Source organism: Sphingomonas sp. FUKUSWIS1, assembly GCF_000733135.1.
GTDB lineage: Bacteria > Pseudomonadota > Alphaproteobacteria > Sphingomonadales > Sphingomonadaceae > Sphingomonas > Sphingomonas aerolata.
The window spans coordinates 1-15,099 of the sequence record NZ_JPJC01000141.1; the positions used below are offsets into that span (position 1 = coordinate 1).

14 protein-coding genes are annotated in these 15,099 nt (G+C 68.6%); 7 read left to right on the forward strand and 7 right to left on the reverse strand.

The window, feature by feature from the left end:
• A partial coding sequence (locus sphsw_RS09370; RefSeq protein ID WP_031440379.1) for an anthranilate synthase component I family protein occupies positions 1-781 on the forward strand: 781 nt, incomplete at its 5' end.
• A gap of 88 nt (positions 782-869) precedes the next feature.
• On the opposite strand, the gene sphsw_RS09375 is transcribed toward sphsw_RS09370, so the two are convergent.
• Positions 870-1,280, reverse strand: a complete 411-nt coding sequence (locus sphsw_RS09375; protein ID WP_031440380.1) for a hypothetical protein — start codon at positions 1,278-1,280, stop codon at positions 870-872.
• Between the two features lie 167 nt (positions 1,281-1,447).
• Here sphsw_RS09375 and sphsw_RS09380 point away from each other — a divergent pair, with 167 nt between their 5' ends.
• Genes sphsw_RS09380 through moaC form a run of 4 tightly spaced genes read left to right on the forward strand, consistent with a single transcriptional unit; the run spans position 1,448 to position 4,293 of the window.
• A complete protein-coding gene (locus tag sphsw_RS09380) occupies positions 1,448-2,056 on the forward strand; it encodes an anthranilate synthase component II (RefSeq protein ID WP_031440381.1) in 609 nt (202 codons plus the stop codon).
• A complete protein-coding gene (gene trpD / locus sphsw_RS09385) occupies positions 2,053-3,045 on the forward strand; it encodes an anthranilate phosphoribosyltransferase (RefSeq protein ID WP_031440382.1) in 993 nt (330 codons plus the stop codon). The genes sphsw_RS09380 and trpD overlap by 4 nt, the downstream gene beginning before the upstream one ends.
• Position 3,046: 1 nt before the next feature.
• Positions 3,047-3,823: an indole-3-glycerol phosphate synthase TrpC gene (gene trpC, locus sphsw_RS09390; protein WP_031440383.1), complete on the forward strand. Its 777-nt coding sequence runs from the start codon at positions 3,047-3,049 to the stop codon at positions 3,821-3,823.
• Positions 3,820-4,293 (forward strand): cyclic pyranopterin monophosphate synthase MoaC, encoded by a 474-nt coding sequence (moaC, locus tag sphsw_RS09395; RefSeq protein ID WP_031440384.1) that lies wholly within the window; start codon positions 3,820-3,822, stop codon positions 4,291-4,293. Before trpC ends, moaC begins: the two co-directional genes overlap by 4 nt.
• A gap of 24 nt (positions 4,294-4,317) precedes the next feature.
• Here moaC and sphsw_RS09400 read toward each other — a convergent pair whose 3' ends face one another.
• The 6 genes from sphsw_RS09400 to sphsw_RS09425 form a co-directional block, all read right to left on the reverse strand.
• Positions 4,318-7,515: an autotransporter outer membrane beta-barrel domain-containing protein gene (locus sphsw_RS09400; protein ID WP_031440385.1), complete on the reverse strand. Its 3,198-nt coding sequence runs from the start codon at positions 7,513-7,515 to the stop codon at positions 4,318-4,320.
• A gap of 79 nt (positions 7,516-7,594) precedes the next feature.
• Entirely contained in the window at positions 7,595-9,970 is a 2,376-nt protein-coding gene (locus sphsw_RS09405) for a TonB-dependent receptor domain-containing protein (RefSeq protein ID WP_031440386.1), read from the reverse strand.
• Positions 9,967-10,902: a FecR family protein gene (locus sphsw_RS09410; RefSeq protein ID WP_031440387.1), complete on the reverse strand. Its 936-nt coding sequence runs from the start codon at positions 10,900-10,902 to the stop codon at positions 9,967-9,969. The genes sphsw_RS09405 and sphsw_RS09410 overlap by 4 nt, the downstream gene beginning before the upstream one ends.
• A gap of 36 nt (positions 10,903-10,938) precedes the next feature.
• Positions 10,939-11,454, reverse strand: a complete 516-nt coding sequence (locus sphsw_RS09415; protein WP_031440388.1) for an RNA polymerase sigma factor — start codon at positions 11,452-11,454, stop codon at positions 10,939-10,941.
• A 107-nt stretch (positions 11,455-11,561) separates the two neighbouring features.
• A complete protein-coding gene (locus tag sphsw_RS09420) occupies positions 11,562-11,861 on the reverse strand; it encodes a putative quinol monooxygenase (RefSeq protein ID WP_031394383.1) in 300 nt (99 codons plus the stop codon).
• A gap of 72 nt (positions 11,862-11,933) precedes the next feature.
• Positions 11,934-13,022 (reverse strand): Gfo/Idh/MocA family protein, encoded by a 1,089-nt coding sequence (locus sphsw_RS09425; protein WP_268745764.1) that lies wholly within the window; start codon positions 13,020-13,022, stop codon positions 11,934-11,936.
• Positions 13,023-13,053: 31 nt separating this feature from the next.
• On the opposite strand from sphsw_RS09425, the gene sphsw_RS09430 reads away from it, so the two are divergent.
• A complete protein-coding gene (locus sphsw_RS09430) occupies positions 13,054-13,947 on the forward strand; it encodes an aldo/keto reductase (protein ID WP_031440390.1) in 894 nt (297 codons plus the stop codon).
• Entirely contained in the window at positions 13,944-15,023 is a 1,080-nt protein-coding gene (locus sphsw_RS09435; RefSeq protein WP_031440391.1) for an LLM class flavin-dependent oxidoreductase, read from the forward strand. The genes sphsw_RS09430 and sphsw_RS09435 overlap by 4 nt, the downstream gene beginning before the upstream one ends.
• Positions 15,024-15,099 lie beyond the last annotated feature (76 nt).

Consider the following 15,099-nt stretch of genomic DNA (forward strand, 5'->3'; position numbering starts at 1 on the left):
GGGCGACATCTTTCAGGTCGTCCTTGCCCAGCGTTTCAGCACGCCGTTCACGCTCCCGCCGTTCGAGCTCTATCGCTCGCTCCGGCGGATCAATCCGTCGCCTTTCCTCTATCACCTCGATCTTCCCGGCTTCGCGCTGATCGGATCCTCACCCGAGATCCTCGTCCGCGTTCGCGACGACGAGGTGACGATCCGCCCGATCGCCGGGACCCGCCCGCGGGGCCGCAGTGCTGCGGAGGACGAGGCGAACCGGACCAGCCTGCTCGCCGACCCGAAAGAACGCGCCGAGCATCTGATGCTGCTCGACCTCGGCCGCAACGATGTCGGACGGGCATCGGCGCCGGGTTCGGTCCGCGTCACGGCAAGCTATGGCGTCGAATTCTACAGCCACGTCATGCACATCGTCTCGAACGTCGTCGGGTCGCTCGCGCCCGGCAGCGACGCGCTCGATGCGTTGTTCGCGGGGTTCCCCGCCGGCACGGTCAGCGGCGCACCAAAAGTCCGGGCGTGCCAGATCATTGCCGAACTCGAACCCGAACGGCGGGGCGCCTATGCCGGCGGCGTCGGCTATTTCTCCCCCGACGGATCGATGGACTCGTGCATCGTGTTGCGGACCGCCGTGGTGAAGGACGGGATGATCCATGCACAGGCGGGGGCGGGAATCGTCGCCGACAGCGATCCCGTGTCCGAACAGCGCGAATGCGAGGCCAAGGCCGGGGCGATCCTCGCCGCCGCCCGCGAAGCGGTCGCGCGCGCCGGCGGGACGTCCTACGGGCAGTAATCCCGCCATCGTTCGACAAACACAGTAAAAGGCCGCGGGCGTCAGGTGACGACCGCGGCTCAGGATCCGGATAGAGCTCGCTGTGGCGTCAGGGATCGATCGCCTGCCCCGCAGCCTGCGCACGACGCTCGGCCGAATAGGCACGGGCCCGTGCGAGCGCGCATCCCGACTGTCCGCCCGTACCGACCGGCGAACAGGTGTCCGGCAGCCCGCCCGCGACGCGGCCGACCTGATCGACGGTTGCAGCCCGGTTGACCCAGCTCTGGTTCTGCGCGGCGATCGGTGCGGTATCGCGCAGTTCCTTGGGGATACGATAGGGTTGGTCGAGTGTCGAACAGACGACGATCTCGCCATTGGTCGATGTCGGGCACTTCTGCCCAGCCCCCAGCGTGACGCTGCGGATGCGCTGCGGGGGCTGGCCTTGTTCGGCCGTCTGCTCCTGCGCCGAAGCGAGGGCGGGAAGCGCGATCAGCGCGGCGAGGACGGTGAGACGGAACATTGGTAGAAAACTCCTTGCATACGCACAACGTCTGCCGCCGCAGGTTGCTCCGTGCTGAATAGCATGCCCCGCGCTTTGCCCTGCACCGATTATGGCCGACATAATGTGCAGCGTCGCCCGATGCGCATCCCCGTTGCACCGTCTTCGACTTCGTCTATGGCGAACGCATGATCCTGGTCGTCGACAATTACGACAGCTTCACCTGGAACCTCGTCCATTATCTGATGGAACTGGGTGTCGAGGTGGAGGTCGTCCGCAACGATGCGATCTCCGCTGGACAGGCCCTGTCGTCCGGCGCGGAGGCGTTTCTCATTTCCCCCGGCCCCTGCACGCCGACCGAAGCGGGCGTCAGCCTCGACCTCGTCGCCGCCTGCGCGGATGCCGGCAGGCCGCTGCTCGGCGTCTGCCTCGGCCATCAGGCGATCGGGCAGCATTTCGGCGGCAAGGTCGAACGTGGCGGGCTGATGCACGGCAAGACGTCGCCGGTCGTCCATGACGACACCGGCCTCTATGCCGGCCTCCCTTCGCCGTTTATCGCGACGCGCTATCACTCGCTGATCGTCAACGCGGTCCCCGATGCGCTGGTCGTAAACGCGACCGCGCAGGATGGCAGCGTGATGGGGTTCCGCCACGCGACGCTGCCGATCCACGGGGTGCAGTTCCATCCAGAGAGCATCGCGACCGAACACGGCCACGCGATGCTCGCCAATTTCCTGACGCTGGCGGGGATTTCGCATCAGCTGCCCGACCGCCTGCGCGAGGGGCTCGATCGATGACGACCACCGTGCTCCTGCCAGATCCGACGACGCCGCTGTTGCGCGAGACCGCGCGCGAGGCGTTTGCCGGCATCCTCGACGCGCGCGCCAGCGAGGACGCGATCGCCGCATTCCTGATCGCCATGTCCGAGCGTGGCGAAACTAGTATCGAGATCGCCGAGGCCGCGCGTGCGCTGCGTGAGCGGATGATCCCGATCGATGCGCCGCCGGGCGCGATCGACGTCTGCGGCACCGGCGGCGATGGCCACCATACGCTCAACGTCTCGACCGCCGTCGCACTCGTCGTCTCGGCCTGCGGCGTGCCGGTTGCCAAGCATGGCAACCGTGCCGCCTCGAGCAAGGCCGGCGCCGCCGACACGCTCGAAGTCCTCGGCCTCGACATGGACCGCGCGGGTGCGACGGCCGAGGCCAGCCTGCGCGACATCGGCATCGCCTTCCTGTTCGCCGCCAATCACCATCCGGCGATGAAGCGGATCACCCCGATCCGTCAGCGTATCGCCAGGCGGACGATATTCAACCTGATGGGGCCGCTCGCCAATCCCGCGCGAACGACGCGTCAGCTCATCGGCATCGCGCGGCCCGATTATGTCCCGCTCTACGCCGATGCCCTCGCCCAGCTCGGTACCCAGGCCGCACTCGTCGTCTCCGGCGAGGAAGGGCTCGACGAACTGTCCGGCGCGGGCCCCAGCGTCGTTGCGTCCATCGGCAACGTCGTGCTTCCCGCGCGCGTCACGCCCGACGATGCAGCGTTGCCGCGGCATGCGATCACGGCAATTCGCGGCGGTGATGCCGCCTATAATGCAGGGGCGCTCCGCCGCCTGCTGAAGGGCGAGGCGGGTGCCTATCGTGACGCCGTCCTGCTCAACGCCGCCGCGGCCTTGATGGTCGCCGGGACCGTCCCCACCCTTGTCGCTGGCGCGGCGTTCGCCGCCACCGCCCTGGACACCGGCAGCGCCGACGCGCTGCTCGACCGCTGGATCGCCTACTGACATGACCATGCTCGACCGTATCCTCGAGACCAAGCGCGCCGAAGTCGCCGCGCGCAAGGCCACCACCTCGTTGTCGGACATCGATGCCGGCATCGCCCGCATGTCCGCGCCGCGCGGCTTCCGCGCCGCGCTCGATGCGAAGTCCGGCTATGCCTTGGTCGCCGAGGTCAAGAAGGCAAGCCCGTCCAAGGGGCTGATCCGCGCCGATTTCGATCCCCCCGCGCATGCCCGCGCCTATGAGGCGGGCGGTGCCGCCTGCCTCTCGGTGCTGACCGACGAAAAATGGTTCCAGGGCGCTGACGCCTATCTGTCCGCCGCGCGCGACGCCGTGTCGATCCCGGTCCTGCGCAAGGACTTCATGGTCGACCCGTGGCAGGCGACCGAGGCGCGCGCGATCGGCGCCGACGCGATCCTGATCATCGTCGCCGCGCTCGACGATATTCAGATGGCGGAGATCGAGGCCTCAGCGCTCGAATGCGGCATGGACGTGCTCGTCGAGATCCACGACGCGCACGAACTCGATCGCGCGCTCAAGCTCAAGTCGCGGCTGATCGGGGTCAACAACCGCGACCTGCGCGACTTCACCGTCGACTTCCAACGGACCTACGACCTGGTCGACAAGGCACCGCGCGACTGCACGTTCGTCGCCGAAAGCGGGCTGACGACGCGCGCCGACCTCGACGCGATGGCCGAGCGCGGGATCCGGTGTTTCCTGATCGGCGAGGCGCTGATGCGCCAGGACGATGTCGAGGCCGCGACGCGGGCACTGGTCGGATGAGCCAGCTGACGCATGTCGATGCGGCGGGTGCCGCGCGGATGGTCGATGTCGGCGGCAAGACGCCGACCGCACGCGAGGCGGTCGCGACCGGCCGGATCACCATGTCGGCCGAGGCCGCGCGCGCGATCGCCGAGGGCTCGGCCAAGAAGGGCGACGTCATCGCCGTCGCCCGCGTCGCGGGGATCATGGCCGCCAAGCGGACCAGCGACCTGATTCCGCTCTGCCACCCGCTGCCGCTGACCAAGATCACGCTCGACCTCGACGTCGACGCCAGCGGCGTCACCGCGACCGCGACCGTCGCGACCGACGGCAAGACCGGCGTCGAGATGGAGGCGCTCACCGCGGTCGGGGTCGCGCTGCTCACCGTCTACGACATGGCCAAGGCGATCGACAAGGCGATGGAGATCGACGGGATCCGCCTGCTCGAGAAGCGCGGCGGCAAGTCCGGGGACTGGTCCGCACCGCGCTGACGCGGGCAGACCAGTCTTCCGTCGTTACAACCCGATCTGCAGGCTTGCGCGCAGCGACAATGCGGCGCGGCCCTGCTGCTCCTCGGCGTTGAATTCGCCGCCGAAGCGGAACGCCGCATTGCCCCCGACCGCGCGCAGCTTGCCGACCCAGCCGCTTGTCCGCTCCTCGGGTGTCAGCGTGAACGCGGTCCCGCCGGCAAAGGCCGCGGTCGTCGCACCCAGCCCCCCGCCAACGAGTTCGCGCCGCCCGCCCTCGAGCTCAAAGCGGAACCAGCCTGCGTCCTGGTTCTGCCCGCCGAGATCGAGACCCAGCGCCGCGCTGCCGGTGACCGCCAGTTCGTCGCTGCTGCGCGACTGGACGACCAGATCGATCGCGGTGCCGCCCCCGGTTTCGCTATAGCCGTCCTCCTTCAGCTTGTAATAATCGACCGCGATGATCGGCCGGAACGAGATATTGCCCAGATCGGCATCATAGGACAGGCCGCCCGACGCCGAGTAGAGCGTGCCGTTCCAGTCCGCGCTCGACACGCGCTGGACCGCCTCGGTCCCCGCGGTGCCGGCAAATCGCCGCACGCCGTCGAACCCGATCCGTGCACCCGAGGCGCGGGCATTGGCGTTCAGCCCGCCCCAGTGCCCACGCCAATAGGCCGCGAGCTCATACTGATTGGAACTGACTTCGTTGCTGGTCCCCTCATCGGCATCGCGACCGCTGAGATAGGCGAGCGAGGCACCGATATTGCCCAGCCCGGTCTTGTATTCGGCCCCGCCGGAGACGCCCCAGCCGGTCACGTCATAGCCGCCGGTATCGCCGATGCTCTTCGACGTGCCCCAGCCGACCTGGCTGACCCAATAGCCCCACTGCCCCTCGTCCTTGAACGGGCCGTGCGGGTCGGCGATCACCCGGGCGGTCGCGCGCGAGCCCATCGTCACGGTCTCGAACGTCCCGCCGGCATGATCCGGAAGCATTTGGCGCAGCGATCCGCGAAATGCGTCGCCGTCATTGATGTTCAGGAACGCCTGGCCGACCTTGGCGTCAGTACCGAGCGCCGCATAGACCGCATTGTAGGCGGAAGTCTGCGAGCGGTTGAGGCCGAGTTCGACCGTCGTCTTGCGGACGATGTCAATCGCAACGTCGTTGCCCGTGCCCGTCGCGACATTACCCTTGTAAAGGAACGGCAACAGCGTGGTCGAGGCGGTCAGGTTTGCCGCGCCGGTCAGGCTCCCCGCACGCAGGACCGTGTACCGTCCTTCCGCACCGGTGATGCTGGCGAGCTTGAGCGCGAGCTTGGTGTCCTTCTCGAACGATGCCACCCCGGCGACGGTGATCGACGTCCCCGTCCCCCCGGTCTTGTCCAGCGTCACCGCCAGCACGCTGCCCGAACCCATCGCCAGCGACGCGATCGTTGCCGCCTTGGTCAGGTCGAGCGTACCGCCTGCGACCGTCACCGCCAGCCCGCCGCTGTTCGCGAGCGTGCCCGAAAAGCGCGATGTCCCGCCGATGGTCAGCGTGTCCGCCCCGCCACCGAAATCCGCCGCGCCGCTGAACACCGCCGTCCCGGCAAGTGCCATCGTGTCGTTGCCGGTGCCGAAGAGCGCCGCCCCCGCATAGGCTGCGTCGCCCGACAGCGCGAGACGGTTCGCGCCGCCGCCGAACCGGGTCGTGCCCGACACGGTGCCATCGGCGATCTCGAACACGTCGTTCCCCGTACCGAAGCGGACGTCGCCGACGATGCTCGGCGCCGTGACGCCCGCCGCGACCGCGGTTTGGCGGACGGTGGCGCCCGCCGTCGTTGCAGACAGGTCGATCGCGACGTTGCGCTCCGACGTCGCGAGTGCACCGCTTGCGGTGATCGCCCCGCTATTCTCCACCAGCGTCACCCGGCCGGACCGGTCGAGGATCGCGGTGGCGCTGCCATCGGCGGCCTGTGCGCTCGCCTTGATCGTCCCGCTGTTGCGGATCGTGCCGACCGTCGCGCCCGCCTCGACGAGGACCGCGCTCGACAGCGACGCGGTCGTACCGCCGCCTGCCGCCGCGATCGTTCCGGCATTGCGAAGTTCGGGCGTCGTCGTGCCGCTGCCGATCCGGATCGCGGTCGCACTCGCCCCGTTGGCCTGCGCCTGGACCGTGCCGTTGACCGCAATCCCGTTGACGATCGACACGCTGCCACCAAGGCCGCCGATCGACAGGCCGGTCGCGGTGACACCCGCATAGACACCGCTGCCACCGATGCCGCCATCGACGATCAGGCCGAAATTCGTGCCGCTACCCGCGACTGCGCCGATCGCGACCGCATTGGTCGCCGACCCGATCTGGACCGCGGGCGCCGCGCCATAGGCGGTCACCGACGCCGATCCTTCCTTGCTGTCGTCGATCCCGTCCTTGTCCTCGTCATTGTCGGTCGTGCTGGCATCCTTTGGCGGCACCGCGAAGACGATCCCGCCCGACACGTTGCCCGCGACGACCAGCGCCGATCCGCCCTGCAACAGGTCGTCGGCATCAAGCTTCGACGGATCCGCCGGCGCGGTGGTGGTGCGGTAGCCCGTCGCGCCGAGCGCCCCCTGCACCACCAGCGCACCGGTGATCGCGCCATCGAGCCGGACCGCCACGGCTCCCTGCCCGATCGCCGCCACCGTCCCGGCAAGCCGGACGTTGCCGGTGATGTCGCTCGTCCGCACGCCGACGACGTTCGTTCCCGTCACCGCAATCGTGCCCTCGGTCTTGAGCGCGCCGGACAGCGGGCCGCCGAGCCAGATCCCTGCGGACTCGTTCCCTTCGACCGTGATCGCGCCCGTATTGGTGATGGCACCGCTATAGGCGCCTGCGGTGCGGATGCCGGTCCGGCCGCTGCCCGCAGCGAAGGGGCCGTCGAGATCGCCATCCTTGTCGACGTCGGTCGCCTCATAGGTCTCGTCGACGATGATCTTGCCGCTGTTCGTGATACCGCCGCCGGTCCCCGCAACCGCGAGAATGCCCGTGGCATTGTCCGCATTGGTGACCTGGACGGTGCCTTCGTTGGTGACGGCATGCACGCTGTCGATCGTCACCGCCGTGCCGCCGGCAGGGGTCACCGATCCCGCCGTCGTGATCCGGATCGCATCCGGCGCCCCGGCCTTCACGGTCGAGGTCCGCACCGCATCGGTGCGCTTGGTCTCGATCGTGGTCTGCGCATGGGCCGGAACGACCGCCATCAGGCAGGTAGAGGCAAGCAGGATACGACGCATGAACCAGGTCCCTTTTCGAATATGTTTCGAACACAGGACGGAACCATTGCCGCGCAGCCTTGCCGGGCTGCGCAGCTTTTCAGAATGCCGCGTCTATCCCCAGGCGCAACGTGCGAGGCCGCAATGGCGTGATCTGGCCGCTGCCGATCTGGAACGGCGTGCCAAGCGCGAAGCGATTGCCGGTGCCATCCGTCAAATTGGTCACGCCGAGCGTCAGACCCAGTGTCGGCCGGCCGACCCGCATTGTCAGCGCGGTGTCGAGATAATCGCCCTGCTCCTCCCCGAGCACCGGGCCGATACCGAGCCGGGAGCGGCCGACATAGCGCGCCCAGCCGTAGACCCGCAGGTCGAGGTCACCGCAGAGCGGCCGGCTATAGTCGAGCCCCAACCGCCCTGCGAACCGGGCGATATTGGGAACCTGGCTCATCCGCGCGAACGCCAGGGCATAGGCCTGGCTGGGTTCGGTCACCCGGCTGTCGTTATAGGTCAGCCCGGCGTCGATCGTGAGCCCGGCGACCGGTCGCCAGGCGGCCGCCGCGCTTGCCGACCAGATCCGGCCGTTGCCGATATTGGCAGTGCTCGGTAGCCCCGACCCGTCGATGAAGTCCGCCTGAATATCGTCCCAGAGCGTATGTGACAGCCCGGCCGACACGGATACCGCGTCGATCCCGCTCTGCCCGAACCGTATGCCGCTTTCGATCGTGCGGACCCGGTCGTTGCGGAACCGCCGGACGAAGTCGCTCTCGATCGCGAGCCCGCCGGGCCGGAACCCCTGCTGGTACCGGGCATAGAGCGACAGCCGCGGCAGCACGGTTGCGATCAGCGATCCGGACGGCAACAGGCTCGTTTCACGACGACTGGCGGTCACCTGCGCACGCGCGAGCGCGACCGGAGCGAGGGCCTCCGCCAGATCCTGGCCCGTTCCCGACAGCGCGGCCCGTGTCACGCGCGCGCCGCCGGTCGCGATCAATCCGGGGAACAGCGCGACGCTGGCCTCGCCATAGAGCGTCGCCTCGTCGATCCGGTTGGTAACGCCCGTCACGGGCACCGGTGCCTCGACTGCGCCGAGTGCGCGCGACAGCCGCGTCCGGTTGTGCGTGAAGCTGCCGCCCACCACCCAGCCGAAGCCGGCGCGCATCGGCCGCCACAGCCGGGTCTCGTTGGTCAGCATCGCGGTCGCGTTGCGCTGCACGAACAGCCGCGGATCGCCGTTCACCATGGTGGCGTCATAGCGTTCCGTCAGCGTCTGCCCGACGATCGCCGTCGACGATCGCAGCATCAGGCCGCCAAGCGTGCCCGACACGACCAGATCGCCCATCCGGTAGTCCGCACCGAAGCCCTGTACGACGGCACTGTTCCGCGTGCGGGGCGGCGCGTCGCGATCGGTATATTGGCTGTCGTCGCCGCGGGTCCGCTGGTACACGCCGCCCAGATCGAGCGTCCAGTTGCGCCCCAGATCGACACGCAGCGTACCCCGCCCTCCGGCGATGCTGGTGCGGTTCACGTCGCTCTGCCCGAGCGTCGGGTTGTCGATATACCCGCCCTCCGTCACCGCATAGCCCACGATACGCAGCGCCATCCGGCCCTCCATCACAGGCAGGTTGAGCGTCGCGCCGATGTCGCCGCCGGGGTCGCCATGCGTCGTCGCGGACACGCCCGTCGCGATGGCGGCCGTCGTGTCGTCGATCACCGGCGCGTTGGGGACCGTGCGGATGATGCCGCCAAGCGACCCTGCGCCGTAGAGGGTGCCCTGTGGCCCCTCGAGCACCTCGACCGACGCGATATCGTAGAGCCGCAGGTCGGGATCGGGCGCGTTGTAGCTGAGCCGGATGTCGCCGAGATACTGGCCGACGGTCGTCTGCGTCGGGCCGGTGAAGCTCGAATCCGCAATGCCGCGAATGAACAGCTTGTTGCGCCCCGCACCGAGATGCGTCGACGACACGCTCGCCAGCCGCGCCAGCACCGCGTCGCTGCCCCCCGCGCCGCCAAGCGCCAGGTCGATTCCGTCGAGATGCGCGACCTGCCCGGCGAAATCGCGCAGCCGGGTGTCCCGCTTGCTGGCGGCGACGATGATATCGGCCCCTGCGATGGTCGTAACCGCGGCATGGGCGGTGCCCGGCGGCAGACGGCGCTGTGCCGCAGGTGGCGGCGCGGCGCGCGCGACCAGACGCCACCCCCCGGCCCCTGCGGACCGTATCGTCGACCCCGTCGACCGTGCGAGCTTTGCGAGCGCCTGCCGGGCCGTAAAGCGGCCCCGGATCGCGGGGACGGGTCGTGCCCACAGAACCGGGTCGTCGACGGCGATGCTGACCCCCGCCTGCCGCCCCAGTGCCATGACGGAATCGCCCAGACGGCCCGCGCGCAGGTCGAGCGATACCGGCCCCGCCGCAGCCGACGCAGCGGTCAGCCCGGCGATCGCCACCGCGACGACGAAGACCACGCCCCCCCGAATCACCGTGCCGACATCGTCCAACCCTGTGCGGACCGCCGCATCGTCACGTCGAGCAGTGCGGCGAGCGGCATGGGGTCACGCGCGAGCCCGGCCGTGGCGATCGTCGCACGGACGCGGCGATCGGCGATCTCCGGTGCCACCGCGATCGTGATGCCCAGCGTTCGCGACAGATCGTCCGCGACTTCGGTCATCGGCGCATTTTCGAACGCCAGCCGCCCCTCGCGCCACGATCCGACCGCCGTGGCATCGACCGTGATCCGCATCACACCGCCGCGCGTGGCCACCACACCCTGCCCCGCCGTCATCCGGATCGCGTTCGGACCCGGATCGTAGTCGACCGCACCTTCGGACACGGCAACGCGCATGCCGTCGCTGGTCCGCTTGACGTCGAAGGTCGTGCCGACATCGACCAGGCGCGTCTCGCCGACCCGGACCTCGAACGGATCCGCCGCATCATGCGCGACGACGAACATCGCCTCGCCACGATCAAGCGTCGCGATGCGCGCATCACGTCGATCGATCGTCACGAGGGACCCGCCGGCGAGCATGATCCGGCTTCCCTCAGCGAGGAGGATCGTCCGCGCGGCCCCCGGCGCCGCCTCGACGGCATAGGGTTGGGGGCGGCGCTCATAGACCGAAAGGCCGGCGACGACCGCCAGCGATGCGGCGATCGCCCCGCCGGCCCACCGTCCTATCCGCTGCGGCGCGCGTCGTGACGGGCTGGCCATCGGCGGCGCCACCGCCCCCCCCTGCGGTGCGCGCGCCAGTGCGACGCCATCATCGATTGCGGCGTTCAGCGCATGATAGCGCGGGGCATGCGTCGGGTCCGCCTCCATCCACGCCATGAAGCCGGGCCAGTCGTCGAATGCGGGATCGCCCGTCCGCACGATCCAGTCGAGCGCCTGTGCGTCCAATGCGGTGTCGTCCTGCGCCATCATGGCCTCCTGACTGGCTTGACGGAGACGTTCGCCTCAAACCTCATCGAGCCGCCCTTTCAACGCGATCATCGCACGATAGGCTCGCCGCAGATCACTTTCGACGGTGCTGAGGCTCACGCCCATCTCGTCCGCGATCGCACGTTGCGCGACCCCGTCGATCCGGTGGCGGCGAAACACCGCCGCGGCGCGTTCACCGACCGCCTCCAGCGCGCGCGCCGCCATCCGCGCCTCTTCGCGCGCGATCAGCACGCGCTCACCCGATGGCGCATCGGACTGGCCCGCGACCGTGGCGCCGACCGCGTCGCTCCAGTCATTGTCGCGTCGGGCGGCCTGCCGGACCGCGCGATGACGGTCGAGCATGAGATTGTGCGCCGCGCGATACAGATAGGCCAGCGGCGCGGCGATCGGCCCGCCGCGCGGCGTTCGCACGCGGATCCAGAGCTCGTGCAAAAGGTCTTCCGCCGCATCCCCCGCGCCATGCGCCGACAGAAAGCGGAGCAGCGTATCGCGGTTGGCGAGGAAGACGGCCTCCAGACCCTGCGTGTCCATCCGTCGCCTATACCGTAAGAGAAAACGTCACGACCATCGCGGGTGCTCGCCGCAGACGGCGCGCGTCAGCCCCTCACGGATGCGCGCGTCGCGGCCGCGGTGTTGCCTCAGCCTGCAACGTCGACCGGATGCGTCGCGATGATCGTCGGACGCGCGGCGGCGAGATCGCGCGAGGCCACGCCCAGTGCCTTGAAATGGTCGGACGCCATGTGCGCCTGAACCGCGGCATCGTCGACATACAGCTCGTTGAACACGAAGCGCCGGTCGCCATCGGCCTCGCGCCACAGATCGTAGTGGAGCACCCCCGGTTCATTCCGCGACGCCGCGGCGCAGATGCGGGCGGCGTCGATGAACGCCTCCTCATGGCCGGGCTTGACGGAAACGAACGCAATGACCTTCACGGGCATATCGACCTCCTGGGCGTGATTTCGCCACAGCCTGTGCGCGCCCGGCGGATGGCGCGCAACCCCGCCAAAGGGTCAGACGCCCAGTTCCGCCATCGTCACGACCCGGTGCTCGCGCGCGCTGATCTCCGCCGCGGTACCGATCGCGACCGCGCGCAAGCCGTCTTCCGCGGTGACCTGTACCGGTCCCTCGCCGCGCACGGCGGCGGCAAAAGCGGCGTGCTGATAATAGGTTGCGCCTTCGTGCGAGCCCGCGGCCCGGGCCGCCGGATCGACCGAGACATGGCTGCGCTCGACCGCCTTGGGGTTGAGAAATCCGACCCGTGGCGAATAGACGAGCTCGCCTGCAGGAATTAGCACGTCAAGCCGCGCCGCATCGCCCGTCGCCGACATCTCCTCCTGATTCTCCGCACCATCGGCGAACATGCTGAGATCGAGCATCGCCCGCACGCCGTTCGCGAAATCGACCGTCGTATAGCTGTTGTCGATGATGTCCGGGCGCTCGCCGTCATAAAGTTCGTCGAGATGGTTCAAGTCCATCGCGCCCGAGCAATGGACTCGCACCGCTTCCGACCCGACGATCAGCCGCATCAGATCGAAGAAGTGACAGCATTTCTCCACCATCGTCCCGCCGGTGTTCCGGGCAAACCGGTTCCAGTCGCCGACCTTGGGCAGGAAGGGAAAGCGGTGCTCGCGGATCGAGAGCATCTGCAGCCGGCCGACCCGGCCCGCCTGGACCTGCTCGATAAAGGCGGCTGCAGGCGGCATGAAACGATACTCCATACCGGTCCAGAACGGCTTGGCGTGTGCGGCGGCACGCTCGACGATCCACCGCGCATCGTCGATCGTCGTCGCCAGCGGTTTCTCGCACAGGATCGCGGCGTCCATCGCGAATAGCTGCTCGAGCACATCGCGGTGGGTGTTGTTCGGCGACGCGATGACGATCGCATCGACATCGGCGCGCTTCGCAAACGACTCGACCGAGTCGAACCGCGCGACGCCATCGGCCTGGTCGCCGAGCGCCTCGGTCGCCCAGTCGATCGAGGTCGCGACCGGATCCGCGATCGCGACTACCTCCGCACCGGGGAGGATCGCCAGGTTGCGAATGTGTTCGACGCCCATCATGCCCGTTCCGACGACACCGTATCTGATCGTGGCTACCAAGCTGTCTATCCCTATGCCATGAGCCGTCGGCATGACGACGATCCGCCTTTCCAACGACCTTCGCCCGCTCGGCAAGAGCGAAATCCTTGTTTCGCCGATAGCCTGGGGCATGTGGCGGCTGGCCGGAGAAACCGCGCCGGTCCACGCGATGATCGACGCGGCGCTGGGTGCGGGGATCAACTTCTTCGACACCGCCGACATCTATGGCTGCGACGTCCCGGCGGGCTTCGGCTCGGCAGAGGCGCTGTTCGGGCGCGCGCTGGCCGAGGACCGCAGCCTGCGCGCAAAGATGGTGATCGCGACCAAGGCGGGCATCCGTCCCGGCATCCCGTATAATTCCAGTGCAGAGTATCTGGCCGACGCCCTCGACGCGTCGCTGACGCGGATGGCGATCGAGCAGGTCGACCTGTACCAGATCCACCGCCGCGATTTTATGACCCATCCGCAGGAGGTCGCCGAGGCGCTGACGCGCATGGTCGACGCAGGCAAGGTGCGCAGCATCGGCGTCTCGAACTACAGCGTCCACGAATTCGCCGCGTTGCAGGCGTTTCTCGGCCAGCCGATCGTCAGCACCCAGCCCGAGTTTTCGCCGCTCCAGACCGCGCCCCTGTTCGATGGCACGCTCGATCAGGCGATGACGCACGACGTCGCGGTGATGGCGTGGTCGCCGCTTGGCGGGGGCCGGCTGGCGCAGGGCGATCATCCGGCGGCGAAGCTGCTTGCCGAGCAAGGCGCGCGCTACGGCGTCGACGCCGCGACCGCGACGCTGGCTTGGATCATGGCGCATCCGGCGCGGATCATCCCGATCGTCGGCTCGCAGACCCCCGCGCGGATCGCAGCCTCGGCCGATGCGTACAAGGTCGCGTGGACCCGCAGCGAATGGTATGCGGTGCTGCAGGCCGGCATGGGTGTCTCGCTGCCATGATCGATCCGTCGGCAAGCCTACCGCCCTGCGAGATCAGCTGGTTTTCCGCGCTGTGCGACGATGATTACGAGTTTCTCGGCGTCCCCGACCCCGCGCTGAAATCGAGCTGGGAGCATTGCCGCGACATCGTGATGCAGGCCGAGACGGCGGGATACGACAACATCCTGCTGCCTTCGGGCTATACGCTTGGCATCGACACGACCGCGTTCGCCGCGGGCATCGCACCGATGCTCAAGAGATTGCGACTGCTGATGGCGGTACGGATCGGCGAAAGCTGGCCGCCGCAGCTCGCCCGCCAGATCGCGACGATCGACCAGATGCTTGGCGGTCGGTTGGCGATCAACATCATCTCCAGCGACCTGCCCGGCGAGACGCTCGCAAGCGCGCCACGCTACGCCCGCACGGTCGAGGCGATGCACATCCTGCGCACGCTGCTCGACGGCAAGCCGCTCGACCATGACGGCGACTTCTGGAAACTGAAGCTCGACCCTCCGCGGACGACTACCGTGTCAGGGCGCTGTCCCGCGCTTTATTTCGGTGGTCTGTCGGAGGCGGCGCGGGAGGCCGCGGCGACCAATGCCGACGTCTATCTGATGTGGCCCGACACGATGGACGGCGTCCGTGCGATCATCGCCGACCTGCGCGCTCGCGCCGCACGCCATGGCCGCGCGCTGCGCTTCGGCTACCGTGTCCATGTCGTCGTCCGCGAGACCGAGGCGGAAGCCCGCGCCGCGGCCGATCGTCTGCTGTCCAAGCTCGACGATGCCGAAGGTCAGGCAATCCGCGCGCGTTCGCTCGATTCGCAGTCCGCCGGCGTCCGTCGCCAGGCCGAACTGCGCGAGGGATCCGACGATGGATATGCCGAGGCCAATCTGTGGACCGGGATCGGCCGCGCACGGTCGGGATGCGGGGCCGCGATCGTCGGCGATCCGGACCAGGTGCTCGCCAAGCTCAACGCCTACCGGGCCGAAGGGATCGATGCGTTCATCCTGTCGGGCTATCCGCACGCCGCCGAGGCCGACCTGTTCGCCCGCCACGTGCTGCCGCGGATCGAGCATGGTCCCCTGGTCGTCTAGGACGCAGGCCTGCCCGCTGAGACCGACTGAAATCAAATAACCGACGCGGACAAGAGAAACTGGCTCGCATCCATCG

Excerpts from the sequence above, each read along its gene's own strand:
- sphsw_RS09375 (WP_031440380.1), bottom strand. The coding sequence starts at position 1,280 with ATGTTCCGTCTCACCGTCCTCGCCGCGCTGATCGCGCTTCCCGCCCTC.
- sphsw_RS09380 (WP_031440381.1), top strand. The coding sequence starts at position 1,448 with ATGATCCTGGTCGTCGACAATTACGACAGCTTCACCTGGAACCTCGTC.
- trpD (WP_031440382.1), top strand. The coding sequence starts at position 2,053 with ATGACGACCACCGTGCTCCTGCCAGATCCGACGACGCCGCTGTTGCGC.
- trpC (WP_031440383.1), top strand. The coding sequence starts at position 3,047 with ATGACCATGCTCGACCGTATCCTCGAGACCAAGCGCGCCGAAGTCGCC.
- moaC (WP_031440384.1), top strand. The coding sequence starts at position 3,820 with ATGAGCCAGCTGACGCATGTCGATGCGGCGGGTGCCGCGCGGATGGTC.
- sphsw_RS09400 (WP_031440385.1), bottom strand. The coding sequence starts at position 7,515 with ATGCGTCGTATCCTGCTTGCCTCTACCTGCCTGATGGCGGTCGTTCCG.
- sphsw_RS09410 (WP_031440387.1), bottom strand. The coding sequence starts at position 10,902 with ATGGCGCAGGACGACACCGCATTGGACGCACAGGCGCTCGACTGGATC.
- sphsw_RS09415 (WP_031440388.1), bottom strand. The coding sequence starts at position 11,454 with ATGGACACGCAGGGTCTGGAGGCCGTCTTCCTCGCCAACCGCGATACG.
- sphsw_RS09420 (WP_031394383.1), bottom strand. The coding sequence starts at position 11,861 with ATGCCCGTGAAGGTCATTGCGTTCGTTTCCGTCAAGCCCGGCCATGAG.
- sphsw_RS09430 (WP_031440390.1), top strand. The coding sequence starts at position 13,054 with ATGACGACGATCCGCCTTTCCAACGACCTTCGCCCGCTCGGCAAGAGC.
- sphsw_RS09435 (WP_031440391.1), top strand. The coding sequence starts at position 13,944 with ATGATCGATCCGTCGGCAAGCCTACCGCCCTGCGAGATCAGCTGGTTT.